General features: G+C 72.0%; 23 protein-coding genes. 12 read left to right on the top strand and 11 right to left on the bottom strand.

Annotated elements, in window-relative coordinates:
* Positions 1-85: 85 nt before the first annotated feature.
* Together EDF50_RS15515 and EDF50_RS15510 are read left to right on the top strand one after the other, a co-directional pair.
* Positions 86-2,278 (top strand): ATP-dependent Clp protease ATP-binding subunit, encoded by a 2,193-nt coding sequence (locus EDF50_RS15515; RefSeq protein WP_123520415.1) that lies wholly within the window; start codon positions 86-88, stop codon positions 2,276-2,278.
* An 87-nt stretch (positions 2,279-2,365) separates the two neighbouring features.
* Positions 2,366-2,989, top strand: coding sequence for a phosphoribosylanthranilate isomerase (locus EDF50_RS15510; RefSeq protein WP_123520414.1), 624 nt, complete (start codon positions 2,366-2,368; stop codon positions 2,987-2,989).
* Positions 2,990-2,993: 4 nt separating this feature from the next.
* Here the strand turns inward: EDF50_RS15510 and EDF50_RS15505 are convergent, their stop codons facing one another.
* Positions 2,994-4,040, bottom strand: a complete 1,047-nt coding sequence (locus tag EDF50_RS15505) for a low specificity L-threonine aldolase (RefSeq protein ID WP_123520413.1) — start codon at positions 4,038-4,040, stop codon at positions 2,994-2,996.
* Between the two features lie 173 nt (positions 4,041-4,213).
* Between EDF50_RS15505 and EDF50_RS15500 the strand changes: the two genes are divergently transcribed.
* Entirely contained in the window at positions 4,214-4,660 is a 447-nt protein-coding gene (locus EDF50_RS15500; protein WP_123520412.1) for a hypothetical protein, read from the top strand.
* Between the two features lie 57 nt (positions 4,661-4,717).
* Positions 4,718-5,638 carry an AEC family transporter gene (locus tag EDF50_RS15495; RefSeq protein WP_123520519.1) on the top strand — a complete coding sequence of 307 codons (921 nt, stop codon included), beginning with the start codon at positions 4,718-4,720 and terminating at the stop codon, positions 5,636-5,638.
* Between the two features lie 48 nt (positions 5,639-5,686).
* Here EDF50_RS15495 and EDF50_RS15490 read toward each other — a convergent pair whose 3' ends face one another.
* Entirely contained in the window at positions 5,687-6,523 is an 837-nt protein-coding gene (locus EDF50_RS15490; RefSeq protein WP_123520518.1) for an exodeoxyribonuclease III, read from the bottom strand.
* A gap of 113 nt (positions 6,524-6,636) precedes the next feature.
* Here EDF50_RS15490 and pyrE point away from each other — a divergent pair, with 113 nt between their 5' ends.
* Together pyrE and EDF50_RS16735 are read left to right on the top strand one after the other, a co-directional pair.
* The gene (pyrE, locus tag EDF50_RS15485) at positions 6,637-7,188 is read left to right on the top strand and encodes an orotate phosphoribosyltransferase (protein WP_123520411.1); all 552 of its coding nucleotides are present in this window, start codon (positions 6,637-6,639) and stop codon (positions 7,186-7,188) included.
* Positions 7,185-9,413: a hypothetical protein gene (locus tag EDF50_RS16735; RefSeq protein ID WP_158612746.1), complete on the top strand. Its 2,229-nt coding sequence runs from the start codon at positions 7,185-7,187 to the stop codon at positions 9,411-9,413. Before pyrE ends, EDF50_RS16735 begins: the two co-directional genes overlap by 4 nt.
* Before the next feature lie 37 nt (positions 9,414-9,450).
* On the opposite strand, the gene EDF50_RS15465 is transcribed toward EDF50_RS16735, so the two are convergent.
* A complete protein-coding gene (locus EDF50_RS15465) occupies positions 9,451-10,263 on the bottom strand; it encodes an HAD-IIA family hydrolase (RefSeq protein ID WP_123520408.1) in 813 nt (270 codons plus the stop codon).
* Between the two features lie 73 nt (positions 10,264-10,336).
* On the opposite strand from EDF50_RS15465, the gene EDF50_RS15460 reads away from it, so the two are divergent.
* The 5 genes from EDF50_RS15460 (at position 10,337) to EDF50_RS15440 (ending at position 15,850) form a co-directional block, all read left to right on the top strand.
* Positions 10,337-10,981, top strand: a complete 645-nt coding sequence (locus EDF50_RS15460; RefSeq protein WP_123520407.1) for a TrmH family RNA methyltransferase — start codon at positions 10,337-10,339, stop codon at positions 10,979-10,981.
* A gap of 186 nt (positions 10,982-11,167) precedes the next feature.
* Positions 11,168-12,202 carry a glycosyltransferase gene (locus EDF50_RS15455; RefSeq protein ID WP_123520406.1) on the top strand — a complete coding sequence of 345 codons (1,035 nt, stop codon included), beginning with the start codon at positions 11,168-11,170 and terminating at the stop codon, positions 12,200-12,202.
* Positions 12,203-12,258: 56 nt separating this feature from the next.
* Entirely contained in the window at positions 12,259-13,326 is a 1,068-nt protein-coding gene (locus EDF50_RS15450; protein WP_158612745.1) for a glycosyltransferase, read from the top strand.
* A complete protein-coding gene (locus EDF50_RS15445) occupies positions 13,323-14,591 on the top strand; it encodes a hypothetical protein (protein WP_123520404.1) in 1,269 nt (422 codons plus the stop codon). Before EDF50_RS15450 ends, EDF50_RS15445 begins: the two co-directional genes overlap by 4 nt.
* Positions 14,585-15,850, top strand: a complete 1,266-nt coding sequence (locus EDF50_RS15440; RefSeq protein WP_123520403.1) for a hypothetical protein — start codon at positions 14,585-14,587, stop codon at positions 15,848-15,850. Before EDF50_RS15445 ends, EDF50_RS15440 begins: the two co-directional genes overlap by 7 nt.
* A 12-nt stretch (positions 15,851-15,862) precedes the next feature.
* On the opposite strand, the gene EDF50_RS15435 is transcribed toward EDF50_RS15440, so the two are convergent.
* Genes EDF50_RS15435 through EDF50_RS15425 form a run of 3 tightly spaced genes read right to left on the bottom strand, consistent with a single transcriptional unit; the run spans position 15,863 to position 19,056 of the window.
* Positions 15,863-16,441, bottom strand: a complete 579-nt coding sequence (locus EDF50_RS15435; RefSeq protein WP_158612744.1) for a low molecular weight phosphatase family protein — start codon at positions 16,439-16,441, stop codon at positions 15,863-15,865.
* Positions 16,438-17,847 carry a polysaccharide biosynthesis tyrosine autokinase gene (locus EDF50_RS15430; protein ID WP_123520402.1) on the bottom strand — a complete coding sequence of 470 codons (1,410 nt, stop codon included), beginning with the start codon at positions 17,845-17,847 and terminating at the stop codon, positions 16,438-16,440. Before EDF50_RS15430 ends, EDF50_RS15435 begins: the two co-directional genes overlap by 4 nt.
* Positions 17,848-17,898: 51 nt before the next feature.
* Entirely contained in the window at positions 17,899-19,056 is a 1,158-nt protein-coding gene (locus EDF50_RS15425) for a glycosyltransferase (protein ID WP_199738824.1), read from the bottom strand.
* 142 nt (positions 19,057-19,198) lie between these two features.
* On the opposite strand from EDF50_RS15425, the gene EDF50_RS15420 reads away from it, so the two are divergent.
* Complete coding sequence (locus tag EDF50_RS15420) at positions 19,199-19,615, top strand: DUF3151 domain-containing protein (RefSeq protein WP_123520401.1); 417 nt, start codon at positions 19,199-19,201, stop codon at positions 19,613-19,615.
* An 82-nt stretch (positions 19,616-19,697) separates the two neighbouring features.
* Here the strand turns inward: EDF50_RS15420 and EDF50_RS15415 are convergent, their stop codons facing one another.
* The 5 genes from EDF50_RS15415 to xylA all read right to left on the bottom strand — a co-directional run bounded on the left by EDF50_RS15415 (position 19,698) and on the right by xylA (position 25,581).
* Positions 19,698-21,701, bottom strand: coding sequence for a YhgE/Pip family protein (locus EDF50_RS15415; RefSeq protein ID WP_123520400.1), 2,004 nt, complete (start codon positions 21,699-21,701; stop codon positions 19,698-19,700).
* Positions 21,698-22,426 (bottom strand): hypothetical protein, encoded by a 729-nt coding sequence (locus EDF50_RS15410; RefSeq protein ID WP_123520399.1) that lies wholly within the window; start codon positions 22,424-22,426, stop codon positions 21,698-21,700. The genes EDF50_RS15415 and EDF50_RS15410 overlap by 4 nt, the downstream gene beginning before the upstream one ends.
* Complete coding sequence (locus tag EDF50_RS15405) at positions 22,423-23,106, bottom strand: TetR/AcrR family transcriptional regulator (protein WP_123520398.1); 684 nt, start codon at positions 23,104-23,106, stop codon at positions 22,423-22,425. The genes EDF50_RS15410 and EDF50_RS15405 overlap by 4 nt, the downstream gene beginning before the upstream one ends.
* Before the next feature lie 59 nt (positions 23,107-23,165).
* Positions 23,166-24,311: a glycosyltransferase gene (locus tag EDF50_RS15400; protein ID WP_123520397.1), complete on the bottom strand. Its 1,146-nt coding sequence runs from the start codon at positions 24,309-24,311 to the stop codon at positions 23,166-23,168.
* 76 nt (positions 24,312-24,387) lie between these two features.
* Positions 24,388-25,581 (bottom strand): xylose isomerase, encoded by a 1,194-nt coding sequence (xylA, locus tag EDF50_RS15395; protein WP_123520396.1) that lies wholly within the window; start codon positions 25,579-25,581, stop codon positions 24,388-24,390.
* Positions 25,582-25,760: the final 179 nt, after the last annotated feature.

The following is a 25,760-nucleotide window of genomic DNA, read 5'->3' as shown; positions in this document are numbered from 1 at the left end:
CCTAGCAGGGCATGCGACGTTGCGGTCTCGCGGCGCTGGCGTAAACTTGAGTCAGCTCCACTCAGGTTTCGAGAAAGGCACATCCATGGCGAACTTGCAGGGCGCACCCGCCTCCACCGAGAAGCAGAAGAGCGCGCTGGAGAAATACGGCGTCGACCTCACCGCCATCGCCCGCAGTGGCAAGCTCGACCCCGTGATCGGCCGTGACGCCGAGATCCGTCGGATCAGTCAGGTGCTCACCCGCCGCACCAAGAACAACCCCGTCCTGATCGGCGAACCAGGTGTCGGCAAGACCGCCGTCGTCGAAGGCCTCGCCCAGCGCATCGTCGAAGGCGACGTCGCCGACAGTCTCAAGGACAAGCGGCTGATCAGCGTCGACCTCGCCGCCCTCGTCGCCGGCGCGAAATACCGCGGCGAGTTCGAAGAACGCCTCAAGGACGTCCTCAAAGAGATCACCTCGAGCGACGGGCAGGTGATCACCTTCATCGACGAGTTGCACACCCTGATGGGTGCCGGCGGCGGTGAGGGCTCGGTGGCCGCGTCGAACATGCTCAAGCCCATGCTCGCCCGCGGCGAACTCCGTCTGATCGGCGCCACGACCCTCGACGAGTACCGCCAGTACATCGAGAAGGATGCCGCCCTCGAGCGCCGTTTCCAGCAGGTCTACGTCGGCGAGCCCACCGTCGACGACACGGTCGCCATCCTCCGCGGGCTCAAAGAGAGGTACGAGGCGCATCACGGTGTCACCATCACCGACGGTGCCCTCGTGGCCGCCGCCTCCTTGTCCAACCGGTACATCCCGAGTCGCCAGTTGCCCGACAAGGCGATCGACCTCGTCGACGAGGCCGGCTCGCGCCTCAAGATGGAGATCGACTCGTCGCCCGTCGAACTCGACCAGCTCTACCGCGGCCTCGTCCGCCTGCAGATCGAAGAACTCGCCCTCAAGAAAGAGAAGGACGACGCTTCGCAGGCCCGCCTCGCCACCCTGCGCGAGACCATCGCCCAGCAACAGGCCGCCTACGACGACCTGAACGCCCGCTGGCAAGCCGAGAAGGCCGCGCTGCAGGGCGTCGGCACGCTGCGCAGCGACCTCAACGAGGCTCGCATCGATGCCGACCGAGCCCTGCGCGAGGGGCGCTACGTAGATGCCGCCCGCATCAGCTACGAACGCATCCCCGACATCGAGAAGCGCCTCGCCGACGCCGAGTCGTTCGAGAAGTCCGGCGACCGACTGGTCAGCGACGCCGTCACCGACAGCGACATCGCCGAGGTCGTCGCCGCCTGGACCGGCATCCCCGTCGGCCGCCTGCTCAGTGGCGAGACCGAGAAGCTGCTGCACCTCGAGAGCGAGCTCGGGAGGCGCCTCATCGGTCAGAAGGCGGCCGTCCAGGCCGTCAGTGAAGCGGTCCGACGCACCCGCGCGGGAATCAGCGACCCCGACCGCCCCACCGGCTCGTTCCTCTTCCTCGGCCCCACCGGAGTCGGCAAGACCGAGCTCGCCAAGGCCCTCGCCGACTTCCTCTTCGACGACGAGAAGGCGCTCGTCCGCATCGACATGAGCGAATACGGCGAGAAGCACAGCGTGTCCCGACTCGTGGGCGCGCCTCCTGGCTACGTCGGCTACGAGGCCGGCGGCCAACTGACCGAGGCCGTGCGCCGTCGCCCCTACAGCGTCGTGCTGATGGACGAGGTCGAGAAGGCCCATCCCGAGGTCTTCGACGTATTGCTGCAGGTGCTCGACGACGGTCGACTGACCGACGGCCAGGGGCGCACCGTCGACTTCCGCAACACGATCCTGGTGCTGACCTCGAACCTCGGCTCGCAGGTCATCACCGATCCGGGCCTGAGTGATCCCGAGAAAGAAGAGCTCGTGCAAGGGCTCGTGCGCCAGGCGTTCAAGCCCGAGTTCGTCAACCGGCTCGACGACATCGTCGTCTTCTCGACCCTCAGCACCGACGACCTCGGTCAGATCGTCTCGCTCTACGTCGACCGACTCGGCCGTCGTCTGACCGATCGCCGCCTCGCGCTCGCCGTCACCCCCGACGCCCGCGCCTGGCTCGCCGAGCGCGGCTACGACCCGATCTACGGCGCCCGACCGCTGCGTCGACTCATGCAACGTCAGATCGACGACAAGCTCGCCATGGCCCTTCTCGGTGGCGAGATCGTCGACGGGGACACCGTGCGGGTCGACGTGGCCGAGGGCGGCGAGGGGCTGAGCGTCGCGAAGCACGAGGTTTCCGACCCCACGCGGGACGACCTCGACGACCTGCCCGCGTAGGGGTCGCGCGGTACACCACGGGGACGGCGCGACGTGACGCCTCGTCGATCGGGCCGAGAGGGATCGAGCTGCGGGCAGACTGGACCCATGCGCACCTGGGTGAAGATCTGTGGCCTGTCCACGCCCGAGACCGTCGACGCTGCCGTCGAGGCCGGGGTCGACGCCGTGGGCTTCGTCTTCGCGCCCGGCAGCCCCCGCACGATCGACCCCGCGACCGCGCGCGAGCTGACAGCCCGCGTGCCGGCGGGCGTCGAGACGGTCGGCGTGTTCCGAGGCCAGGACGTCGAGACGGTGCTCGAGCTGGCCCGCGCCTCCTCCGTGTCGACCGTGCAGTTGCACGGCGATGAGACCCCTGGGGACGTGGCCCGTGCCCATGAGGCGGGTCTCCGGGTCATCCGCGCCGTGGGGGCCGCCGCCTACGCGGCCGAACCCGAGGAGGCGCGGGGCGCCTTCCGAGAAGACGCCCTCCTGCTCGACGCCGTCGCCCCCGGTGCCGGCGCGACCTTCGACTCGGCCCCCCTGCTCGCCGCGCCCCCCGCGCGGGACTGGCTGCTCGCCGGGGGGCTCACCCCTGCGAACGTCGCCGGGCTGCTCGCCGGGCTTCGGCCCCAGGGGGCCGTCGGGGTCGACGTCAGCTCGGGTGTGGAGTCGTCTCGCGGGGTGAAGAGCGTCGAGCTGATCCGGGCATTCGTGGTGGCGGCCCGGGCCTGACGGGTCAGCCGAGCAGGTCCCGCGCGTCCGCCACGAACCGATCGACGTGCTGCTCGGTCGTGTCGAACGAGCACATGAGGCGGACCTCGCCCGTGGCCCGGTTCCAGTCGTAGAAGCGATGCGTCGCGCGCAGGGGCTCGACGATCCGTCGGGGCAGGACGACGAAGACCGCGTTGGCGTCGACGCGCTGCGTGACGGTCACCCCCTCCAGCGTGGCGAGCCCGGTGGCGAGACGCGCGGCCATCGCGTTCGCCTGCATCGCCGATCGGAGCCACAGGTCGTCCTCGAGCATCGCCAGGAACTGCGCCGACACGAAACGCATCTTCGAGGTCAGTTGCGCGTCCATCTTGCGCAGGTAGACCAGGCCGGCTCGCGCCTCTTCGGTGAAGGTGACCACCGACTCTCCCAGCAGCAGGCCGTTCTTGGTCCCGCCGAACGAGACCGAGTCGACGCCGGCGTCGCGGGTGATCGCGCGGAACGGCACCCCGAGCGAGGCGGCGGCGTTCGCCAGCCGAGCGCCGTCGACGTGCACGCGCATGCCGAGCGTGTGGGCGTGGTCGGTGACGGCACGGATCTCGTCGGGTGTGTAGACGGTGCCGAGTTCGGTGCTCTGGGTGAGTGTGACGGCGAGGGGTTGCGGGCGTTGCTGGTCGCCCCAGCCGTAGGCCTGCCGGTCGATCAGTTCGGGCGTCAGCTTGCCGTCGGGGGTCGGTACCGTCAGCAGCTTGATGCCGCCCAGGCGCTCGGGCGCCCCGCCCTCGTCGGTGTAGACGTGCGCGGTCGTCGCGCAGACCACGGCCGCCCAACGAGGCGTCAGGGCCTGCAGCGCGGCGACGTTCGCGCCGGTGCCGGTCAGGACCGGGTCGATCGCGGCCCCTTCGCCGAACGTCTCGACGACGACCTCGGAGAGGCGCCGCGTATAGGGGTCGGCTCCGTACGATCCGACGTGGCCGCCGTTGGCGTCGAAGATCGCCTGCAGCACCTCGGGGTGGGCCCCGGCGTAGTTGTCGCTGGCGAACGAATGGGCCGCGGGGTCGTGGAGACGGGTCACCCGTCGATTCTGCCCGACCTTCGCGGATGCGCCGCGCGTTCCATGCGAGGACAGCTGGGGGTCTTGCGCCGTCAACGCAGGAAACGTAAGGTGACACGTGAAATATCATCACCTTGCGCGAGCGCCGGCCTGTCCACTCGACCGGTCGCCCCGTCCGTCTCGAGAGGTCTGCCATGCTCTTCGCCCACGCTCCCAAGCTCGTCCTCACCGGCCCGTACGAAGCTCTCCGCCCCGTCGCCGACCGGGCTGCGGCCCTCGGCTCCGAGGTGGTCCTCGCCGGGGCCGATCTCGACCTGCCCGTCGGTGACGTCGCCGGCTTCGACTGGGCGATCGTCGCCGTCGACGAGGCGTCGCCCTCGGCCCCCCAGCTCGCCCGGGCCGCCGACGTGCTCGCGACCGGTCTGCATCGCGGCGCCCTCGTCGTGGTCGCGTCGGGCCGCCCCATCGACCCCGGGGTCGAAGTGTTCTCGGCCGAACTCGAACGGCGTAGGGGGCTGTCCGCCGGCGACGCCTTCGCCGTGGTCTCCTGCGTGGCGGATGCCGTCGTCTGGGGCAGCGACGCCCAGGCCGTCGACGACGCGAGCCACCTCGTCGCCCGCATCGGCGTGCCGTCGGTCTGACCGTCCGGCCGTCCCGCCGCTTCGCCGTCTGGCTGCGCGTGCGACAGGATGGGCGGCATGGGTGGAGTGCTGATCGGGTTCGCGATCATCGGAGTGATCATCGCCACCGGCTACCTGGTGGGCCGGATCGACCTCCTCGGCGCGTCGGGGCACCAGGTGCTCGCGCGACTCGTGTTCTTCGTGCTGACCCCGTGCCTGCTGTTCTCGAACATCTCGCAGGCCGACGTGCACGTCCTGTTCTCGCGCCTCCTGGTGGTGTCGGCCCTCGCCTCGTTGTTCGCCGCCGTCATCTCGGTGGTGGTCCTGCGCGTCGTGCTGAAGCGCACCGCGGCCGAGACGACCATCGGCACGATGGGAGGTGCGTACGTCAACGCGAACAACATCGGGCTGCCGGTGGCCACGTACGTCCTCGGCAGCGCCACGTTCGTCGCGCCCGTGCTGCTCTACCAACTGCTGATCCTGACGCCGATCGTCCTCGCCGTGATGGACACCGTGACCAACCGCGGCAGCAGCCTCGGGCGGACCGTCGCGCGACCGTTCACCAACCCGTTGCTGATCGGCTCGGCGCTCGGAGTCCTCGTCGCCGTCACGGGTCTCGAGATCCCCCAACCGGTCCTCGAGCCCTTCGTCTTGGTCGGTGGTGCGGCGGTGCCCGTGGTGCTCCTGTCCTTCGGTATGTCGCTCAGTGGTGCACGCCCGTTCCAGGCGGGCCAGGGGCGAGTCGACATCGTGGTGGCGAGCGTGCTCAAGCTGGTCGTGATGCCGGTGGCCGCGTGGCTGCTGGGGGCGTTCGTGTTCGACTTCGACCGTGACGAGTTGTTCGTGGCCGTCGTGCTGGCCGGTCTGCCGTCCGCCCAGAACGTCTTCAACTACGCGCAGAGGTACCAGGCGGGCGTGGTCGTCGCTCGCGACACGGTGCTCGTGACGACCGTGGGGTCGGTGCCCGTCCTGGTGCTCGTCGCGGCCCTCCTGGCCTGATCGGCCGTGGGGCGACCGAGGCCGCCCTCGTGCCGGTGCGGCTGGGACTCAGAAGATCATGGGTCGGTCGTCGTCCAATTCGGTCTCGAGACCGAGGTCGACGACGACCGGCACGTGGTCGCTCGGGGCGTCGCCCTTGCGTTCGTCCCGGTGGATGGCCACCGCCGTCACGAGGTCGTCGAACGGCTTCGAGCCCAGGATGAAATCGATGCGCATGCCCTCGTCCTTGGGGAAGCGCAGCTGCTTGTAGTCCCAGTACGTGTACCCGTCGGGGAGGCGCGACCGCACCACGTCGGTCAGGCCGACCTCCTCGAAACGGAAGAACGCGTCGCGTTCGGGCTGGCTGACATGGGTGTGACCGTCGAAGACGGACATGTCCCACACGTCCGTGTCGAGTGGCGCGACGTTCCAGTCGCCCATCAGGGCCAGGGGCTGGTCGGGTCGCTCCGCCAGCCAGGTCTCGGTCTCGGCGGCGAGCTTCGCCAGCCAGTCGAGCTTGTAGGCGTAGTGCGGATCGGCGAGCTCGCGCCCGTTCGGCACGTAGAGGCTCCAGAGACGGACGCCCTCGACCGTGACGCCGATCGCGCGCGCCTCCTTGGGTTGGTCGGGGCCTTCCAGGCCTTTGGCGAAGCCGGGCTGCGAGGGGAAGGTGATCTCGACGTCCTCCATCGGCAGGCGGCTGACGAACGCGACGCCGTTCCATTGACTGAGACCGTGCAGCTCGACCTCGTAGCCGGCCTCACGGAAGGCGTCGTAGGGGAACTGCTCCGGCTTGCACTTGATCTCTTGCAACCCCGCGACGTCGACGTCCTCTCGGACGAGCCAGTCGACGACCCGACCGACTCGAGCCCGGACGGAGTTGACGTTGTAGGTCGCGACGCGCATGTCGACCACGGTACCGGGCGAGGGGGTCGCCGGCCGGGCCGTCGTCCCGGGGCGGTCGTCGAGCCGGTCCGTCCCCCGGCGTTCTCGGGCCACCTGCCCTACCATGGGTCACCGTGACCGACGCACGCACGCAGCTCATCGACTACATCGGCTCCGAGGCCGTCTTCCACGGCGACTTCACCCTGACCAGCGGCAAGAAGGCGACGTACTACATCGACCTGCGCAAGGTCAGCCTCGACCACCGGGTCGCCCCTTTGATCGGCCGGGTCATGGTCGACCTGATCGACGAGGTGCCCGACGTGTTCGCCGTCGGTGGTCTCACGATGGGTGCCGACCCGATCGCCGCCGCCGTGCTGCACCAGGGCGTCGCCCTGGGCAAGGACTACGACGCCTTCGTGGTCCGCAAGGAGCCCAAAGACCACGGTCGAGGCAAGCAGGTCGAAGGCCCCGACCTCGAGGGCAAGCGCGTCATCGTCCTCGAGGACACCTCGACCACCGGCGGTTCACCCCTCGCGGCCGCGAAGGCCCTCGAGGCAGTGGGTGCGCAGGTCGTCGCCGTGGCGGTGGTCGTCGACCGCAGCACCGGTGCCCGCGAGGTGATCGAGGCGGCCGGCTACTCCTATTACGCGGCGATCGGCCTGGAAGATCTCGGGCTGACACCGTGACCGGCGACCGGCGGGACGGCGACGACGTCGAACGCGACGACGCCAGCGACTGGCTGGCCGCGCAGTTCGACGGCGACGACGCCGACGCGACGACCGACACCCCGTCAGGAGGCGCGGGTCACCTTCCCGACACCGCCTCCGAGGACGTCCCCACCCAGGCGTTCGACCTTCCGCCGGCCACGCGTGCGGTCGACGTCCCCCACGACGACGAACCCGAGCGCGAGGACGACACGGAGCCTGCCCCCGAGGACCCGTCCGTGGTGCCGCCCACTCCGACCCCCCTGCCCTTCGTCGTGCCCGAGTCCCCGACCGGAACCCCTCCGCCTCGGACGTCGGGCCACCCCCAGGCCCTCGACCTCGGAGCACTGCAGGGCACCGCGCCGGCACCGCGTCCTCCGTCGTCCGTGCCGACTCCTGACCCGCCTGCTCCGTCCGGGGCGACGCCGCCCGGGGCGACATGGCCCGATGCCGAGCAGTCGGGCGATGCCGAGCAGTCGGGCGATGCCGAGCAGTCGGGCGATGCCGAGCAGTCGGGCGACGCCGAAGCGGCCGGTCGGCCGTCGGATGCCGCGGACGGAGGCGACCGTGCCGACGTGGGCGACGAGCCAGGTCCGTTCACGGCCCTGATCTCGGCACCCCGGCCCGAGTCCGCCGAACCCGCGACCTTCGACTGGGATGCGCTGCCCGAGCCCGAGCCCGAGCCCGAGCCCGAGCCCGAGCCCGCGCCAGAACCCGAGTCCGCGCCCGAGCCTGTGCCGGAGCCGGAGCCCGAGCCCGAGCCCGTGCCGGAGCCCGAGCCCGTGCGGGAGCCCGTGCCGGAGCCGGAGTCGGAGCCCGAGCCCGAGCCCGTGCCCGAGCCCGAGCCCGAGCCTCTGGTGGGACCGCAGGCCGGAGCGTCCGAATCGGCGTCCACCGGAGCCCGAGAACCTGGTACCGAGGCCCCCTGGTGGGTCGAGGAGCACCACGAGATGACCCGACGCGAGCGCCGTCTGGCCGAGGCCGCGGCGGCGGCCGCCGCAGCCTCGGCGACCGGTGGAGTCGGGGCCGGGGTGCCCGGAGCGCCACCCGTCGCGATGTCCGTTCCCGCCGCGCCGGCCTCTCCGCAGGGCTCCGAGGTCGGGCCCCAGGCGGTCGACGGCCGGGAGCCCACGTTCACCGAGATCCTCGGAGTCGTCCCGTCCGCTTCCCACGCGGACGTCGAGCCCGGGCACGCCAGTCCGCCGCGGGACGCCCCCGCCGCCTGGTCCCTGTCCGGTTCCGGTGAGGCGTCCGGCGGCTCGGCTCCCGGCCCGGCCGACGCCAATGCCGAGGCCGACGGTGTCGACGCCGACGCCGACGCCGATGTTGACGCCGACGCCGACGCCGACACCGAGGGCCTGGACGACCCGACCGAGGGGACGACCGCGACCGGCCTGTTCGCGCCTCCTCGTTCCGCTCTCGACGAGCGCCCCGGCGTCTCCGGCCCCGCGACCGGCGCCACGCAGGTGCTGCCCGGCGTCTCGATGAGCGCCACCGCGGCTCCGTCGAGCGAGCGGCCGCGCCGAGAGGTCGGTGGACCCGGTGTCTTCGTGCCGCGGACCCGTCCGGTCGACCAGGCGCCCGCCGCGACGCCCCGCACGGCGGGTCTGGCCGAGTGGGTCCGGACGCACAAGGTCCTGGCTGCCGTGGGCGCCGGGCTCGTGATCGTGTTGCTGCTCGTGGCGTTGTTCTTCATCTCGAGGTCGCTCTTCGCCTCGACCGACGACCTGACGAGTGACCCGTCGGTCGCCGCGGCACCGACCGCGGCCCGGACGGTGACGGCCGCCCCGGCCGAACCAGCCGCCGAGGTCGTCCCCGCGGGCCCGCTGCCGGCCGGCACGCACTCGTACGTCGACCTGCAGGGCGGCGAGTGCTTCTCGGCCTTCGAGTCCGCCTGGCAGCAGGACTACGACGTCGCGGACTGCGCCCAGCCGCACGTGGCGCAGCTCACACGCCTGGGCACCCTCGACGGTGAGGCCGCCGCCTACCCCGGGGCCGATGTGCTGCAGAGCCAGATGAACCTGCTCTGCACCGGCTCGGACGCCCTCGACCGGCAGGCCGCAGCGGCCTACCCGGACGTGCAACTGCTGGCGAGCTTCCCGGCCGACGCGGACGCGTGGGCCGCGGGTGACCGTACCTACTCGTGTTTCGTCAACCGCAGCGGTGGCGAAGCCCTGACCACCAGTTTGGTCGCGGTCGCGGGCTGATCGACCGACACGACCCGCGCCTCCTCGGTCGCGGAGGTCAGGCCTCGGACGGGACCACGTCGGACTCGACCGGTTCGCTGCGCACGAGTTCGTGGACGCCGGCCAGGATCTCGTTCGGGCGGAACGGGTAGCGGTCGATCTCGGCCTGATCGCTGATGCCCGTCATCACGAGGATCGTGTGCAGGCCGGCCTCGATACCCGCCATGATGTCGGTGTCCATGCGGTCGCCGATCATCGCGGTGTTCTCGCTGTGGGCGCCGATGCGGTTCATCGCCGAGCGGAACATCATCGGGTTGGGCTTGCCGACCACGTAGGGGTCCTTGTTGGTCGCCTTCGAGATCATCGCGGCGATGGCGCCCGTGGCGGGCAGCACACCGTCGGCGCTGGGTCCCGTGGCATCCGGGTTGGTCACGATGAACCGTGCCCCGCCGAGGATCAGGCGCACGGCCTTGGTGATCGAGTCGAACGAGTAGTTGCGGGTCTCGCCCACGACCACGTAGTCGGGATTCGTCTCGGTCATGATGAACCCGGCCTCGTGCAGGGCCGTCGTCATGCCCGCCTCACCGATCACGAACGCCGAACCGCCGGGCATCTGCGAGCGGCAGAAGTCGGCCGTGGCGAGGGCACTCGTCCAGATGCGTTCCTCGGGCACGTGCAGCCCGGAGGCGCGGAGCCGGGCCGCGAGGTCGCGCGGGGTGAAGATCGAGTTGTTGGTCAGCACCAGGTAGGGGGTGCCCTCGTCCTGCCACTGCTGGATCAACTCGGCGGCCCCGGGCAGCGCGTGGTTCTCGTGGACGAGGACGCCGTCCATGTCGGTCAGCCAGCATTCGACGTCTTCGCGTGCACCCATGCGGTCACCTTAGCGAGGTGCCCTGACGACGAGGAGGCGCAGGTCGCCGGCTCCCACCGCCTACCCTGGTCGGATGCCCCAGGACGAGTCCCCGACGCCCCCGAACGACGAGCTCACGCACGGGGTGGGGCCCTGGCCGGGAGGCGAGGAGGCCTGGCCCGAGGGGGACCACTTCGACCCCGAGCTGCTGCGCGACGGCGACCGGCGCAACGTCGTCGATCGCTACCGGTACTGGACGATGGAAGCCGTGGTCGCCGACATCGACGCCCATCGGCACGGCTTCCACGTGGCGGTCGAGAACTGGCAGCACGACATGAACATCGGCTCGATCGTGCGCAGCGCCAACGCCTTCGCCGCCGACACGGTCCACATCATCGGACGCCGTCGGTGGAACAAACGCGGCGCCATGGTGACCGACCGGTACCAGCACGTGCTGCACCACCCCGACGTCGCGACGTTCCTGGCGTGGGCTCGCGAGCAGGGCCTCCCCGTCCTCGCCGTCGACAACGTCGAGGGTTCCGTGCCGATCGAGACGTTCGACCTGCCCGAGCGTTGCGTCCTCGTGTTCGGGCAAGAGGGGCCGGGGCTGTCGCCCGAGGCGCTCGCGGCCTCCGAGGCCGTGCTCGAGATCTCGCAGTTCGGTTCGACGCGCAGCATCAACGCGGCGGCGGCCGCTGCCGTGGTGATGCACTCGTGGGTCGTGCGTCACCGCTTCTGACCCTCGTGGCGGGCGGTCGTTGACCTGCTCATATGTCACACCTATACTCTTCATGATCGGCCGGGGGTCGATCACCTCCTGTCTCCCGAGCAGAAGCGAGAGTGTCCGGTGCCGTCGACCGCCATGACCCCACCTCCGGGCGGTCCCCGTGCGGTGCCCCGGGTCTGTCTCGTCGCGGCGCCGTTGATGGCCCGTAGCGGGGTCTACCGGTCGGCCCACGACCTGGTCGCCGAGGCGCGGGCCCGAGGGTTCGACTGGCGGGCCGTCGTGGGGCTGCGACCGACGGCCCGTGGCACCGTCGCGAGCACCCCGGGGGTCCGCGAGGTGACGGTGCGTGCACACGGCCGCGCCGTCGTCGACGAGGTCGGACGCCTCGTGTCGAGCGCCCCCGAGGTCCGGGCCGCCGACGTCGTCGTCACCCTCGTCACGCAGAGCGACGTCGCACTCGCCCAGCTGCGGGGGCGATCGGCCCGGCCCTGGGTCGCGTGGGTCCGAGGGTTGCCCTGGCCGGCCCCCGGCGAGCAATCCGTCGTCCGTCGAGCGGCCCTCCGACTCGTCGAGGGCCGTGCTCTTCGAACGGCCGACGACGTCTGGGCCACCACGACCGTCCTCGCCGGCGAGGTGGCACGGGTCCGCCGCCCGCATCTCGTCCCCGCCGGCATCCGCCTCCCGCCCCGGAGGTCACGAGGCGAGGCCGCCACGCCGCTCGTCTGGGCGGCCCGGTTCGACGTCGACAAGCGCCCGGGCGCGTTCGTCGAGCTCGCGGCACGAGCCGGCGTCCCCGCTCGCCTGCACGGGCACGGACCGCTCGAGGCGGGCCTCCGGGCCTCCCTACCCGACGGCGTGACCATGCCCGGGTGGGTCGACCCCGCCGCCCTCTGGGACGACGCGGGGTTGTTCGTCGGGACGGCCTCGCGCGAAGCCTTCGGCCGGAGCGCGGTCGAGGCCGCCGCCTCCGGCCTGCCGATCCTGTTGGGTGACAGCTACGGCGCCGCGCCCCTCCTCGTGACCGACCCCGACCTGCGACGACGGATCGTCCTGCCCGTCGACGAGCCCGAGCGCTGGCTCGCCGCCGTCCACGATCTGACCGGCGACCCCGCCCTGCGCCGGACGGTCTCGGATCACGTCGCCGCCAACGCCTCGCTCCTGTCCGTCGCGGCCTCGGTCGACGCCGTGGTCGACCGGCTCTCTCGCCTCGGCATCGGGGCGACCCCTCGATGAGGCGCCCGGCCGGCCGCCCGGCAAGACCGTCTCGCCCCGGTGCGGGTCCGCTCCGGGTGCTCCAGTACGGGGTGCACGACACGGGCTACCCCCGCAACGTCCGCGTGCGGGCTCATCTCGAACGGCGGCTCGGGGCGGTGGTCGACGTCGCCCCCCGGTCTCGGGCCGCATCCCGGCTGCGCCGCGCGTTCCACGACGTCCGGTCGCTCGCCCGGGGCAGTCGTCACGCCGACGTCGTGCTCGTCTCCGAATTCCGTCTCAGTCACGCGCCACTGGCGTGGCTCGCAGCCCGTCTGCGGGGTGCCGTCCTCGTCGTCGACGGGTTCGTGGGGCTCCACGAGACGGCGGTCGACGACGGGCGCCGGGTCGCTCCGGCGTCACTCGCCGCCCGCCGGCTGCGCCTCCTCGACGCCGCTGCCGTGAGGTGCGCCGACGTCTACCTCGTCGACACCGAGCCCCGGGCCGCCGAGATCGTGCGCCGGCACCACCCGGCGGCGCCGGTCGTGCCGCTCGCGGTCGGCGCCCCGGCCTGGGCCACGTGGCAACCATCGGAGGCGCGCGGCGACGCCCTCCGAGTGCTCTACTACGGGGGTTACATCCCCCTCCACGGCGTCGACCTCGTCATCGAGGCCCTCGTGCTGGTCGGGGCACGTCGCCGGGTCGAGGTCGTCTTCGTCGGCGACGGCCCCGCCCGTCCGTCCGCCGAGGCACGTGTCCGCCGGGCAGGCCTCGCCGACCGGTGCACATTCGTCGACGCGGTCCCCGAGAGCGAACTCGTCGAGCGCATCGCGCGGGCCGACGTGGTCCTGGGGGTCTTCGGCTCCTCGGCCAAGGCCCGCGGCGTCGTGGCGAACAAGGTCTGGCAGGGGCTGGCGTGCGGTCGAACCGTCGTCACCCAGCGGACGAGCGCCCTCGACGACGTCCAGCGCGAGGTCGGGGGCCTGCTCGTCCAGACCGAGCCGGCCAGCGCCTCCTCGATCGCCGACGCCCTCGTCACGGCCCCGCCGGCCGACCGGGCTAAGGCCCCCCGCGACGTCGCCGTGCGTCTCGAGGCGATCGTCCGTCGGTCGTACGACCGGCTCACCGACCGGTTGGCGGGCCTCGGCCTCGGCCCGGTCTCGTGAGGGCACTCGGGCGCCAGGTCGGCCGGCTCGCCCTCCACCTGCTCGTGCCTGCCCTGGCCGCGGCGGCGCCGTTGGCCGTGATCCCCGCGGTCACCTCGACCCAGGGGGCGTCGGGGTGGTCCGCCGTGGCCGTCGGCCTGTCGGTGGGCGTCGCCACGTCGGTCGTCGCCGAACTCGGGTGGGGCATCGTGGGCCCGCAACGTGTCGCCCGCGGCACCCGACCCCCCGGCGACCTCTTCGCCACGGCCCTGGCCAGCAAGATCGTCGCGACCGCCGTCCTGCTGCCGGTCGCCGCGGTCGTGACGGCCGTCGTCGCGGACGAACACCGCCCGGCAGCCGTGCTCGTCTCGGTGGGAGTCGCGCTCGGGGCGCTCAGCCCGACCTGGTACTTCATCGGCCTCGGACGACCGCTGCTCGTCCTGGTCGCCGAGACCGGGCCGCGCGTGGTGGTCTCGGTGGCATCGGCCGTGGCGATCCGCGCCGGCGCGCCGCTCGAGGTCTACGGCGCCGGCATGGTCCTCGCGGCCGCGGTCACCTTCGTGGTGGCGCCCCGACTCGGTGGGGCGCGCCTGCCCGCGACCGGTGACTTCCGTGCCGTCGGGGCCGTCGTGAGCTCTCAGCTCGTCCTCGTGCTCGGGCGGGGCGTGGCGACGACCTACAAATCCCTGCCCGTGGCCGTGCTGGGCACGGTGTCGCCCGGCTCGGTGGCCGCCTTCGCCGCGGTGGACCGCCCGCTGCGCATGGGGCTGCAGGTCGTGTCCGCGATCCCCGACCGCCTCCAGACCTGGGTGGGCGTGCCCTCCGCCGAGCTCGCTCGTCGTCGCAGCACGATCTCACTGTCGCTCAACGTCGGTCTCGGGCTCGTCGTCGGCCTGGGCTTCGCGACCTGCATGCCGGCCGTCGCCGACGTCCTCTTCACGGGGGCCGTCCCGGTGTCGCCCGACCTGGCCGTGACAGGGGGTCTCCTCGTCGGGGTGATCTGTGCGTCACGTGGTGCCGGTCTCGCCCTGGTCAGTGCCGAGCGACATGCGCACACCACCACGGCGTCGATCTGTTCGGCTCTCGTCGGGGTGCCCGGGACCCTCGTGCTCGGGGCCCGTCTGGGCGCGCTCGGAGCCCTGTCGGCACTCGTGGTGGCCGAGGCCGTCGGGCTCGTCGTCCAGCTCGTCGTCCTCGTGCGGTCGGACCGGACCCCGCGCGGGCAGGCGCCACGGCCGGTCCCCCCGTCGGGTTCCGGTCCGCCGTCCGAGGCCTCCCGATGCTGACCGTGCTCGCCGGCGCGGTCGCGGCGGCCCTCCTCGCGCTGGTCGTCGGTCTGCTCCTGCCGGCCGACCGGCGGCGGGGCGTCTCCCTCGTCGCGGCGTTCGGCCTCCTCGTCGCGTCGACGTCGGCGACCGTGCCCGAGGTCGTGCGGCACGCGGTCGTGGCGGGCGTGGTCGCACTCGCCGGCGCGGCCCTCGCCTCACCACGGTCCTGGACCGTCGGACGCCCGCGGGCGACGACGGCGACGCTCGTCTTCTTCGCCTTCTCGATCGTCTGCGTGCTCGTGTTCCGGCCCGGGACCACCGTCCTCATGGCCGAGCTCGCGGCGGTCGGCGTCGGGGTCTCCGCGCTCGTGGCGACGTCGTCGCGTCGTGACGTGACGATCTTCGTCCGTGGCCTCGTCGGGCTCGGCTTCGTCCAGGTCGTGCTGGGCGCCCTCGAACTCACCGTCACGCATCGACCGATTCCCTGGGGTTACAAGGTCCTCGCGACGGGCCGCTCGTTCGTCAGCGACAACAAGATCCTTCCCGGCGGTCTCGTCCGGGTCGAGGGAACCCTCGGTCACCCCATCCCGTACGCCGTCTTCCTCGCGGTCTGCCTGGTCGTCGTCCTCGTGGCACGCCGGGCCTTCCCGGCCTGGTTCGCGGCCGTGGCCGTCCTCGTGCTGTCGGCGGGCATCCTCCTGTCGGGAAGTCGGAGCGTCGTCGCGGCGGTCCTCCTCGCCGTGACCTACGTTCTGACGACCTCCGAGGCGCGGACCCGGGCCATGAAGATCGTCCTGGCGGGTCTCGCCGTCGTCGCGGGTTCCGCGGCCCTGGCGTCCGAGATCGTCGACGCGGTCGGGACGCTCGTGTCCTCTGGGTCGTACGAGAACCGGATGGGGGCGCTCCGATCGGTGCCGGGCCTCCTCGCGCGGCCGGCCCTCGAGGTCGCCTTCGGCAGCGGCTTCGGCAGTGAACCCGAGTTGTACGCCCGCGGGTTCCTGCCGCAGGACGGGTTCACGGTCGTGGACGACCAACTCGTCACGACATTCGCCACGTTCGGCATCGTCGGGGTCGCCTGCTTCGTCGTCGCGCTCGTCGTCGCCGTCGTCCACGCCTCTCGAGCGGGTCGTGCCGTTCTCGTCGTCATGATCGTGATGCTGTTCTCGTTCGACTACCTCGTGTGGTTCTCGATGTCCGCGCTGCTCTGGGCCTTCAGTGGCCTCGCCGATCCTCCACGCGACGACGGGGCCGTCCGTCAAGCCACGGCGATCCCCTGAGCGGATGCGGTGTCAGGCACCCAGGGCGCGGCCGAGGTAGGCGGCGACGTCGTTCGTCGCCGTGACGATCTGGGCGGTCGACCTCGCGTAGACCTCGGGCCCGCACCCGAAGGGGTCGACCACGTCGTCCTCGTCAGCTGCCGCCAGGCGGCCCGAGCCGCGCCGAGCTGCCGCGAGGGCGACGGCTCGCTGGAGGCGGACGGCGGCGTCGGGCGCCGACGCCATCGCCCGGTCCGTGTCGTCGGGATCGACGAGGCGCGTCAGGCGGGCGAACTCACGCAGGGTGAACGTCGATCGGTTCGCCCTCGGGACCAGCGACACGACGGCCCGTCGATGCTCCCGGGCGAGCGCGAGGACGAGGGGCGCGTGCCCCACGGCGTCGACCGTCAGCTGACGGGCGCGGTGGGCCGCCAGATCGAGCCCCAGGCGTCGGGCGGCATCCAGGGTGGCTCGCGGCGGTGCGTGGCCTTCGAGAGCGGCCGTCCCGTAGCTCTCCACCGCGGCCGGCGTGGCACGGCGCACCAGCTCGGCGGCGAGCGGCGAGCGGCAGATGTTGCCGGTGCACACCACGAGCAGGGGCGGGACGGTCACCCGGCTGTCGCAGTCGATGCCGAGGCCGGGCTCTCGGGTATCGAGACGTGGTAGCCGCCGTACTCGCCGTACCCGTAGGCTCCCAGGCCTTTCATGGGGGCCATCGTGAGGACGATGCCCACGGTACGGCTGCCGATCTCGGAGATGGCGGCGAGGGCCTGTTTCAGCTGGTGGCGCGACGAGCGCTGCGCGGCGGTCGCCACGATCACACCACTGACGCAGCGGCTGAGCACGGCGGCGTCGGTCACCGGGAGCAGGGGCGGGGTGTCGATGACGACGAAGTCGTAGTCGACCTCGACCGTCGAGACGAGGCTCGCCATGGCGAGTGAGCCGAGCAGCTCGCTCGGGTTGGGGGGAACGGTGCCCGACGGCAGGACGTGCAGGGCCAGGTCCCCCCACGGCTGCACGGCGTCGACGAGTTCCGCCCTGCCGACGAGCAGGTCGGTCAACCCGACGGCTCCCTCGAGACCCATGATCTCGGCGATGCGAGGTCGACGCAGGTCGGCGTCGACGAGCAGGACGGAGGCTCCGGTCTCGGCCAGGCAGACGGCCAGGTTCGCTGCCGTGGTCGACTTTCCCTCGCCGGGCATGGCCGACGTGACGACGAGCGTGCGACCGTGACCCTCGAACGTCACGAACTGCAAGCTGGTGCGGAGGGCCCGGTAGGACTCCGCGAGCGGGCTGCGGGGGGCGTGGTCGACCACCAACGGTGCCGTGGTGGCTCGAGGATGGAAGCCGATGCCACCGAGCACCGGAGCGTCCGTCACCTCCTCGACGTCGGCCTTGCTGCGGATGCGCGTGTCGAGGGTGTCGCGCAGGAGGGCCAGGGCCGTGCCCGAGAGCACACCCACGGCGAATGCCAGGCTGATCCAGAGGACCGGCTTGGGGTTGGTCGGCCTCGTCGGGACGGCGGGGCTGTCGAGGGACTCGACGGTGACGAGCCCGCTGCCGCCGCCCACGGGTCGTTCGAGCTGTTCTTCGACCACCTTCTCGAAGCTCGCGGCCACGGCTCCGGTGAGTCGCGCGGCCTGGGCGGGGTCGGGGTCGGTGACCGAGATGTCGATCAACGACGTGTTGACCGGGCTCGAGGCCGAGATCTCCGCGGCGAGTCCGGCGGGCGTGGTGTCGAGCCCGAGATCGGCGATGACGGGCTCGAGGACCCGGCCCGAGGTGACGACCGAGACGTACGACCGCACCTTGGCCTGGGCGGCACTGCTGCCCTGGACGAGGTCGCCGGCGTCCGACGAGCCGATCGACGAGACCGAGACGAAGAGCTGCGTCGAGGACGAGTACGACCTGGTCGTCGTCAGTGATGCGATCGACCCGAGCAGCACGGTGCTCAACGTCACGACGACGATGAGGCGCCACCGTGCGCGGACGACGGTGATGAAGGTCTTGAGTTCCATGAGGTTCTTCCCTGCTGAACGGCGTCGTGTCGGGTCGAGGACGGGGTGGGTCTAGGACGGTCGGAGGGCCGAGAGCCCGAGCGCGTCGAGGACGACGTCGGCCTTGCGCCGCCACGTGGCCTCGGGGGGGATCGCGCCCGGCAGCCGGGGGGCACGCCCGTCCGATCCCACGAGTGAGGCGATCACCGAGGCGTGCTCGGCGGCGTCGGCGACCGTCACCCCGTCCAGGCCGCGCGCATCGATGCCGCAGATCGCCGTGCTGACGACCGGCAGACCCGCGGCGCGGTACTCGTAGGTCTTGATGACGTCGCCGCCGACCTCGCGATCGCCGACGTGGTGGGGCACCCAACCGACGTCGAAGGTCTGCAACAGGGCCGGTACGCGGTCGTAGTGGACGTCGCCCAGCAGGGTGACGTTCGGGGAGCCCGCCAGCACCCCGTACTCGGCGTCGAGGACGGGGCCCGCGAACACGAACGACACGTGGGGCAGGGCGGCGACGGTCGTCAGGATGCCCTCGAGGTCGAGCCTCCGCCCGATCTTGCCCACGTAGCCGACGGTGGTCGGGCCCGTGGCGCGGCTGGTGCCGTCGAACCGGTGGGGGTCGCACCCGTTGGGCAGCAGCACGACGTCGGTGCGCCCGTGCCGTCGGGCGAGAGCGGCCGTGCCCGCCCCGTTGGCCGTGACCACGTCGGCGCGTCCGAAGGCGGTGGCGTAGGCCTCGTCGACCTCGGCGCGGATGCTCTCGAAGGCGTAGTGCCGGGTCCAGTCGTCGAGCAGGTCGAGGACGACCCGTCGGGGGCCCGCGAAGGGGTTGGCCGCGACCGGCGCGAGGGCGGCGAAGGGATTCCAGACCAGGGCCGGCACGGAGGCCGACGACGGGGGCAGCGAGGGGTAGGCGCGGGCGGACGCGACCCACCAGCGCCGCCGGTCACGCGGATCGGGGACCCGGAGCGTGACGGCGTCGACCGAGCGGGTGCCGGTGGCGTGAGCCCCGACGGGGCGGCGACGCGTGACCGAGGTCACGAGGGGCTCGGGCCGCGAGACGACGGTGACGCCGCCTCGGGCCGCCAGGTCGTGACCGAGCCACTCGATCAGGTGGCCGTCTCGCGTGCGGTAGCCCTCACCGAGCAACTTGCGTTGACCGTGCATCGGGTACGCGAACAGGGCGGGTGAGTCGAGGGCGGCACGGCGCTTTCCGGTCGAGGGCACGGTGGTCTTTCGTCGAGAGCTCGCGGGCACGGCAGGGCCCGACACGGCGCGTGACCGTGTGTGATATCTCAGTATCGCATGGCGGAACGGGTCATGCCAGGGCGAGCGGCTCGCCGTGGCGTCCGTCGTGGATGATGGGGGGATGACCTCCACGAACCTGCTCGGCGTGCCCGAGACCCGGCTGCCCGCCGAACCCACCGTCGTCGCCGACCTCGAGACCCTCACGACCACCGAGGTCGTCACGGCCCACCCCACCTCGTCCCTCGCCTGGGCGCTCCTCAGCGACGAGGCCCACGCGCGCGGTGCCGAGCTCGAGGCCTACGCCTACGCCCGCGTCGGCTACCACCGGGGGCTCGACGCCCTCCGCAAGGCGGGATGGCGTGGTCAGGGCCCCGTGCCGTGGTCGCACGAGCCCAACCGCGGCGTGCTGCGGTCGCTCTTCGCCCTCCGCCGAGGTGCGGCAGCGATCGGCGAGACCGACGAGGTCGAACGCCTGACGGCCTTCCTCGCCGACGCCGACCCGAGTGTCCTGCCGACGCTCGAGGAGCGGGCGGGCTGATCGGGGGCGACCGTCTCGGGAACGCAGGAGGCGCGGGTCACCCGACCCGCGCCTCCTGCGTTCCCGGCGTCGGCCGCGGGCCTCAGCCGATCAGAGAGGGCCGCAGGTCGCGCAGCGTGCGCGCCCGCGTCATGCGGGCGGTCGCCACCCAGGTCAGGAGGAGCGCGCCGAGCAGCCAGGCGGCGAGGACGCCCGCGTCACCCCAGGCCGCGGCCGAGCTGCCGCCGTACATCACCTGGCGCAGGCCGTCGGTGGCGTAGCTCATCGGCAGCACGAAGTGCAGGGCGGCGAGCGGCGCAGGCAGGGTCTGCCACGGGAACGTGCCCCCGGCCGTGACGAGCTGCACGACCATGAGCACCAACCCCAGGAACTGGCCGACGCTGCCGAGCCAGACGTTGAGCGTCATGATGATGGCCGCGAACGCCGCCGAGGCCAGGGCCATCAGGCCGATCATGCCGAGCGGGTGGGCGACCTCGAAACCGAGTGCCTGGGTGACGATGACGTACAGCGCGACCATCTGCACGACGCCCAGCACGACCGGGGCCAGCCAACCGGCCAGCGAGATGCGCACGGGGGCCTTGACGGCCGTGATGGCCCGCTTCGAGATCGGTTTCACGATCAGGAACAGCGCGTACATGCCGATCCAGGCCGCCAGGCTGATGAAGAACGGGGCCAGGCCCGCGCCGTAGGTGCCGGCGCTGGTCAGCGCGTCGTCCGTCACCGCGACGGGGTCGCTGATGGCGCTCGCCTGGTCGTCACGCGTCTGCTCGGTGCTCGCCGGGATCTCGCCGAGCCCGCTCTGCAGGCCGTCGCGCAACTGCGTCGTGCCGGTGTCGATGTCGACGATGCCGTCACGCAACGAGGTGGAGCCGCTGCTCAGGGTGTCGAGGCCGGTCGCCAGGGTCGAGGCACCCGTGGCGGCGCTCGCCGCACCGGTGGCGAGCTGCGACGAGCCGGTGGCGGCCGCCGAGATGCCCTGGGTCAGGGCCGGGGTGGCGTCCGCCAGGGTCGCGGCGCCGGTCGAGACCTGGTCGGCGCCCGCGGCGAGCTGCTCGACCTGGGTGTCGAGGCCCTGGATCCGGGTGTTCGCGTCCTGCAGGGCGGTGGTCAGCGACTCGGTCGCCGGCGCGAAGGTCGCGGCGATCTGCTGGATCTGCTCGGGGGTGTAGCCCTGCTCGGTCAGGGCCGCGGCGATCTGCTGCTGAGCCTGCTGCTGGGCTGCGGGCAGGGCGGCCGCGGCCGTCGCGCTCGTCCGGGCCGCGTCGGCCACGCCGGTGGCCAACGCGTCGTTGCCTGCTGCCACCTGGGCCGCACCGTCCGCCAGGGCGCGGGTCTGGGCGGGTAGGTCCGTCGTCCGGGTCTTCAGGGTCTGCAGCCCGGTGTTCAGGGACGACGCGCCCGAGCTGAGCTGGCTCGTCCCGTCGGCGAGGGTGTGGGCCCCGGTCGCCGCGTCGGTGGAGCCGTCGACCAGCTGGTTCGCCCCGGCGACGGCCGAGCCGGCGCCGGCGACGAGCTGGTTGGCGCCGTCGACCGCGCTGCCGAGGTTCGTGCGCACGTCGGCCAGGCCGACCAGGAGGCGGCTCGCCGCCTCTTTGCCGACCTTCTCGGTGACCGAGGCCCGGATGGTCTTCGCGGCCTGCTCGGCGATCGTCGACGACAGGTAGCTGTTGACGTCGCTCGTGGCGAGGGTGATCTGGGCCCGCGTCGGGTCGTCGCCGCTCGCCGAGGTCAGGTCGTCGCTGAAGCCCTTCGGGATCGTGAAGGTGAAGTCGTAGGTCTGGTCCCGCAGGCCCGCCGCGGCCTGCGCGGCCGAGACGACGTGCCAGTCGAAGTCGCCGCCGTCGGTGATCTGGTCGGAGACCTCGTCGCCGTAGTTCACGGGCTCGCCGTCGACGGTCGTGCCGGCGTCGGTGTTCACGAGGGCCGCGGGGATCTGGTCGAGCTTGGCGTAGGGGTCCTGGTTGGCCCAGAGGTACAGGCCGCCGTAGAGCAGCGGCACGGTCATCAGGGCGACGAGCGCGAGGCGGGCGAGCCGGGTGGCGGTGAGGCGTTGCAGCTCGGAACGGACGAGGGCGAGGATCTTCACGGCTGGTCGCTTTCGACGGAGGTGTCGGGGGTGGTGGCGACCGCGGTGTCGTCGGAGGAGGGGGGAGCGGCGGTGTCGGACGAAGAGGTGGGTTCCGGCGACGCCTCGGTCACGGGCGCGAAGTCCGGCGTCGGCAGCGACTCGATGGTCGCGAGGGCGGCGAACCCGGTGATCGTCAGCACGGTGTAGTCGCGGCTGGCGAGATCGTGCACCACCGAGAGCCACGCCGCGACGTCGCCGCCGTGCCGCTCGGGGGTCGTCACGATCAGCCCTCGGACCTCGGGTCGGAGCACGGCCAGCTCGCAGAGCAGGCGGACCCTGAGCTCGGTGGGCAGGGCGCTCAGGCGGGTCCGTTCGTGGTCGCGGAGACCGATCTCGTCGAGCAGCACGCGCGCCGAGGCCTTGTCGGCGCGGAGCCCGGCGAGGGCGAGCTCTTCTCGGGTGACCTGCGCGACCGTGAGGGCGGGGAACGGCTCGGCGACGGTGGGGGTGTCGACGAGAGCGAAGGAGGCGCGGATCGCCGCGTCGTCCGTCCGGCCGTCGACCGTGACCCGACCGGTCTCGGGGCGCATGCGGCCTCCGGCGACGAGCGACGCGAGGGTGGGGGCGTTCTCGGTCTCGACGGCCACGAAACCGGGGCTCCACCGGTCGGCGATCGCGCTGAGCGGTGGGAGGGCGGCGCCGGGGCCGTCGCCGATCGCGACGTCACGCAGTTCGAGCCTCATGCGGGTTCTCCTGTCGAGGGGGCGGAGGATCGGCCGGTCGCCGGTTCAGGAGGCAGGGCGAGCTCGGGGGTGGTCGCGACGAGGTCGCCGGCGGTACGCCAGTCGAGACCGACGACGCCGAGCACGGCGAGCATGACGAGTCGGTGGCCCTCGGCGCGGCTGAGTCGCTGGGTCGTCGCTTCGTCGAGCACCGACAGGGCAGCGCCCTCGACGAGGTGCGCGAGCGTGCGGAGCGTGATGTCGTCGCGCATGCGCCCGGACTCGACCCCGCGTCGGACGACGTCGCGCACGGCCTTCCGCAAAGGGGCGAGCGCCTCGCCGACCTCCTGGGCCATCGGGCCACGGACGGTCAGTTGGGCCATGACGCGCACGTGCTCGACCTCGGCCCAGAGCCGAGCGGCGAGGGAGGCGAGCTGCACCACGGGGTCGGCGATCGGAGCCGGGCGGGCCGCGGCGCCGACACGGGCGGCGCCACGCAGCGTGACCTCGCGGACGAGGTCGTCACGGGTCGCGAAGTGGCCGTAGACCGAGCGGCGCGACAGGCCGGCCTCGGCGGCGATGGCCTCGAGCGGCACCGCCGGGTCACGGTTGAGCAACAGGGCGGCGGCGGCGATCAGCGCGTCGCGGTTCGCGGCGGCGTCACGCCTCGGTGCGCGCGGTCGGGCATCGGCAGGAGGCATGCCCCTACTGTACGAACTTGCACACGTATGTGCAAGTTATGGTTCGAGGCGACCCCGCGTCAGCGCCGGCGGCGCAGGGTCGCCCGGAGCGCCTCCTCGTAGGCGTCGCACACCGACTGCCAGGTGTAGGCGTCGGCGGCGCGGGCGAGAGCCGCCCCGCTCAGACGCTCCTGCTCGGCGGGGTCGTCGAGCAGCGCGGTGACGGCGGCGGCGATGGCCGCGGGCTCGGGCGCGACCAGCGTGCCGGAACCCTCGAGTACCTCGCGGTTGTAGACGGTGTCGCGGGCGACGACGGGGGCTCCGGCGAACATGGCCTGCACCAGTGCGGGGTTCGTGCCGCCCACGCTGTGGCCGTGGAAGTAGGCCCCGGCGTGTTGCCAGAGGGCGTGCAGGCGATCGTCGTCGCTGACGTGGCCGAGCCAGGTCACGCGGTCGTTCTCGTCGGCCAGCCTGCTCACGAGGTCGTCGAGTTCGCCGCCGTAGCCGGTGGAGCCGACGATCACGACGCGGTGGCGTTCGGCGATCGTGCGGGCCGCCTCGACGAATTCGACGACGGTGTTCTCGGGCACGAACCGGGCGACGACCAGCGCGTAGCCGCGATGCGTCTGGCCGGGCTCGACCGGGAGCTCGCGGACGGGGTCGCCGCCGTAGGGGATGAACAGTCCCTCGACGCCGAAGTCGGCCTGCCAGCGCCGGACGATCTCGCGGGCGTCGCAGATCAGGCCGTTCGCGAAGCGAGCGCTGGCCTTGGCGCCGAGGCGGAACACCGTCTTGGCCGCGCGTCCCCATTTGGCGCGCTCCCACTCGATGCCGTCGACGTTGACCAGCACCGGGATGCCCCGGAGCCTGAGCAGGGGCAGCCAGAAGCCGTTCGCCACGTTCATCACGAGGGCGGCGTCGGGTCGGCGCACGAGCGCGTCGAGGACGGCGGTCAGGCCGTAGCTCAGGGTGCTCAGCGACTTGCTCTCGACGCCCCGGGTCAGGCGTGACGTCACGCGCCGGTCACGGGCGGGGTCGTCGTCGCGGGTCGATCCGTCGCGGCCGTAGACCGTGACGTCCCAACCGGCGTCGACCAAGGCGGGAGCGATGCGGCGGACGGCCGTCTCGAAGCCGCCGTAGTAGCTGGGGTAGCCGCGGGTGCCGATGACGGCGACCGACGGGCGGTCGGTCGCCGAGCGGCGGGAACGCAGGGAGCGGGCAGTCATCGAGGTCGATCCGTTCGGCCGGTCTTCAGAGCAGTGCTCGTAACTTACCGGCCTCCTGCCCGCTCCTGCTGCGGCGTCAGCCCCGGGCGTTCATCAGGTGCTCGAGGGCGAGCTGCTGCAGACGCACGAAGCCGTAGCCGTGTCCGCCGAAGTGGGCGTCGGCGTCGAAGTCCTCGTAGGAGGCGCGGTCGGCGAGCAGCTGCTCGTAGCCTTCACCGTCGGCGAGGGTGTTCACCGAGAGTTCGGCGACCTGGCTGGCGACCAGGGCCTCCTGCACCTCGGGGTCGGCCCGGAACGCCTGCGCGCGCTCCTTGAGGAGCAGGTACATGCGCATGTTCGCGGCCGCGGACTCCCACACGCCCTCGATCGTCTCGGTGCGTGAGGGCTTGTAGTCGAAGTGGCGGGGGCCGTCGTAGGTCGGGCCGCCCTGGGGCGAGCCGTGCTCGAGCAGGTCGACGAGGGAGAACGCGTTCTGCAGGTCGCCGTGGCCGAAGACGAGGTCCTGGTCGTACTTGATGCCGCGCTGACCGTTCAGGTCGATGTGGAAGAGCTTGCCCTGGTAGAGGGCCTGGGCGATGCCGGCCGTGAAGTTCAGCCCGGCCATCTGCTCGTGACCGACCTCGGGGTTGACGCCGGCCATCTCGGGGTGCTCGAGCGTCTCGATGAACGCGATGGCGTGACCGAGGGTCGGCAGCAGGATGTCGCCGCGGGGCTCGTTGGGCTTGGGCTCGATCGCGAAGCGCAGGTCGTAGCCCTTGTCGAGCACGTACTGCGAGAGCATGTCGACGCCCTCCTTGTAGCGCGAGAGGGCGGCCTGCACGTCCTTGGCGCTGTCGTACTCCGCGCCCTCGCGGCCGCCCCACATGACGAAGGTCTTGGCGCCGAGCTCGGCTGCGAGGTCGATGTTGCGCAGTACCTTGCGCAGGGCGAAGCGGCGGACGCCGCGGTCGTTCGAGGTGAAGCCGCCGTCCTTGAAGACTGGTGCGCTGAACAGGTTGGTGGTGACCATCGGCACGACGATGCCGGTCGCGTCGAGTGCGCCCTTCAGGCGGTCGATCTGCTTCTGTCGCTCGGCGTCGGTCGAGCCGAAGGCGAAGAGGTCGTCGTCGTGGAAGGTCAGGCCGTAGGCGCCGAGCCGGTCGAGATTCTCGACGGCCTCGACCACGTCGAGCTGCGGGCGGGTCGGGCCGCCGAAAGGGTCCGAGCCGTTGTAGCCGATCGTCCAGAGGCCGAACGAGAACTTGTCTTCACGGGTGGGGGTGGTCGCCATGGTGTCTCCTCATCGTCGAGTGCGTTTGTTGCGAGTACGAACATATCCTCGCAGGGGCCAGCTGGCAAGGGGGCGCGGCGTCGGTTCCGAGATCGCCGCCCCGCGAACCGTGGACCCGCGCCGCCGGCCTCATGGCCGAGGACGACCTCGTGCTGCTGCGCCTGACGACGGTCTGCACC

Origin of the sequence: Frigoribacterium sp. PhB24 (genome assembly GCF_003755185.1) — a bacterium.
In the GTDB taxonomy this organism is placed as follows: Bacteria; Actinomycetota; Actinomycetes; order Actinomycetales; family Microbacteriaceae; genus Frigoribacterium.
This window is presented reverse-complemented; position numbering and strand designations above follow the sequence as displayed.

Bases quoted from the DNA above. Each gene is read 5' to 3' on its own strand.
- EDF50_RS15515 (WP_123520415.1), top strand. From the start codon at position 86: ATGGCGAACTTGCAGGGCGCACCCGCCTCCACCGAGAAGCAGAAGAGC.
- EDF50_RS15510 (WP_123520414.1), top strand. From the start codon at position 2,366: ATGCGCACCTGGGTGAAGATCTGTGGCCTGTCCACGCCCGAGACCGTC.
- EDF50_RS15500 (WP_123520412.1), top strand. From the start codon at position 4,214: ATGCTCTTCGCCCACGCTCCCAAGCTCGTCCTCACCGGCCCGTACGAA.
- EDF50_RS15495 (WP_123520519.1), top strand. From the start codon at position 4,718: ATGGGTGGAGTGCTGATCGGGTTCGCGATCATCGGAGTGATCATCGCC.
- EDF50_RS15490 (WP_123520518.1), bottom strand. From the start codon at position 6,523: ATGCGCGTCGCGACCTACAACGTCAACTCCGTCCGGGCTCGAGTCGGT.
- EDF50_RS15465 (WP_123520408.1), bottom strand. From the start codon at position 10,263: ATGGGTGCACGCGAAGACGTCGAATGCTGGCTGACCGACATGGACGGC.
- EDF50_RS15460 (WP_123520407.1), top strand. From the start codon at position 10,337: ATGCCCCAGGACGAGTCCCCGACGCCCCCGAACGACGAGCTCACGCAC.
- EDF50_RS15455 (WP_123520406.1), top strand. From the start codon at position 11,168: ATGGCCCGTAGCGGGGTCTACCGGTCGGCCCACGACCTGGTCGCCGAG.
- EDF50_RS15440 (WP_123520403.1), top strand. From the start codon at position 14,585: ATGCTGACCGTGCTCGCCGGCGCGGTCGCGGCGGCCCTCCTCGCGCTG.
- EDF50_RS15430 (WP_123520402.1), bottom strand. From the start codon at position 17,847: ATGGAACTCAAGACCTTCATCACCGTCGTCCGCGCACGGTGGCGCCTC.
- EDF50_RS15420 (WP_123520401.1), top strand. From the start codon at position 19,199: ATGACCTCCACGAACCTGCTCGGCGTGCCCGAGACCCGGCTGCCCGCC.
- EDF50_RS15410 (WP_123520399.1), bottom strand. From the start codon at position 22,426: ATGAGGCTCGAACTGCGTGACGTCGCGATCGGCGACGGCCCCGGCGCC.
- EDF50_RS15405 (WP_123520398.1), bottom strand. From the start codon at position 23,106: ATGCCTCCTGCCGATGCCCGACCGCGCGCACCGAGGCGTGACGCCGCC.
- EDF50_RS15400 (WP_123520397.1), bottom strand. From the start codon at position 24,311: ATGACTGCCCGCTCCCTGCGTTCCCGCCGCTCGGCGACCGACCGCCCG.
- xylA (WP_123520396.1), bottom strand. From the start codon at position 25,581: ATGGCGACCACCCCCACCCGTGAAGACAAGTTCTCGTTCGGCCTCTGG.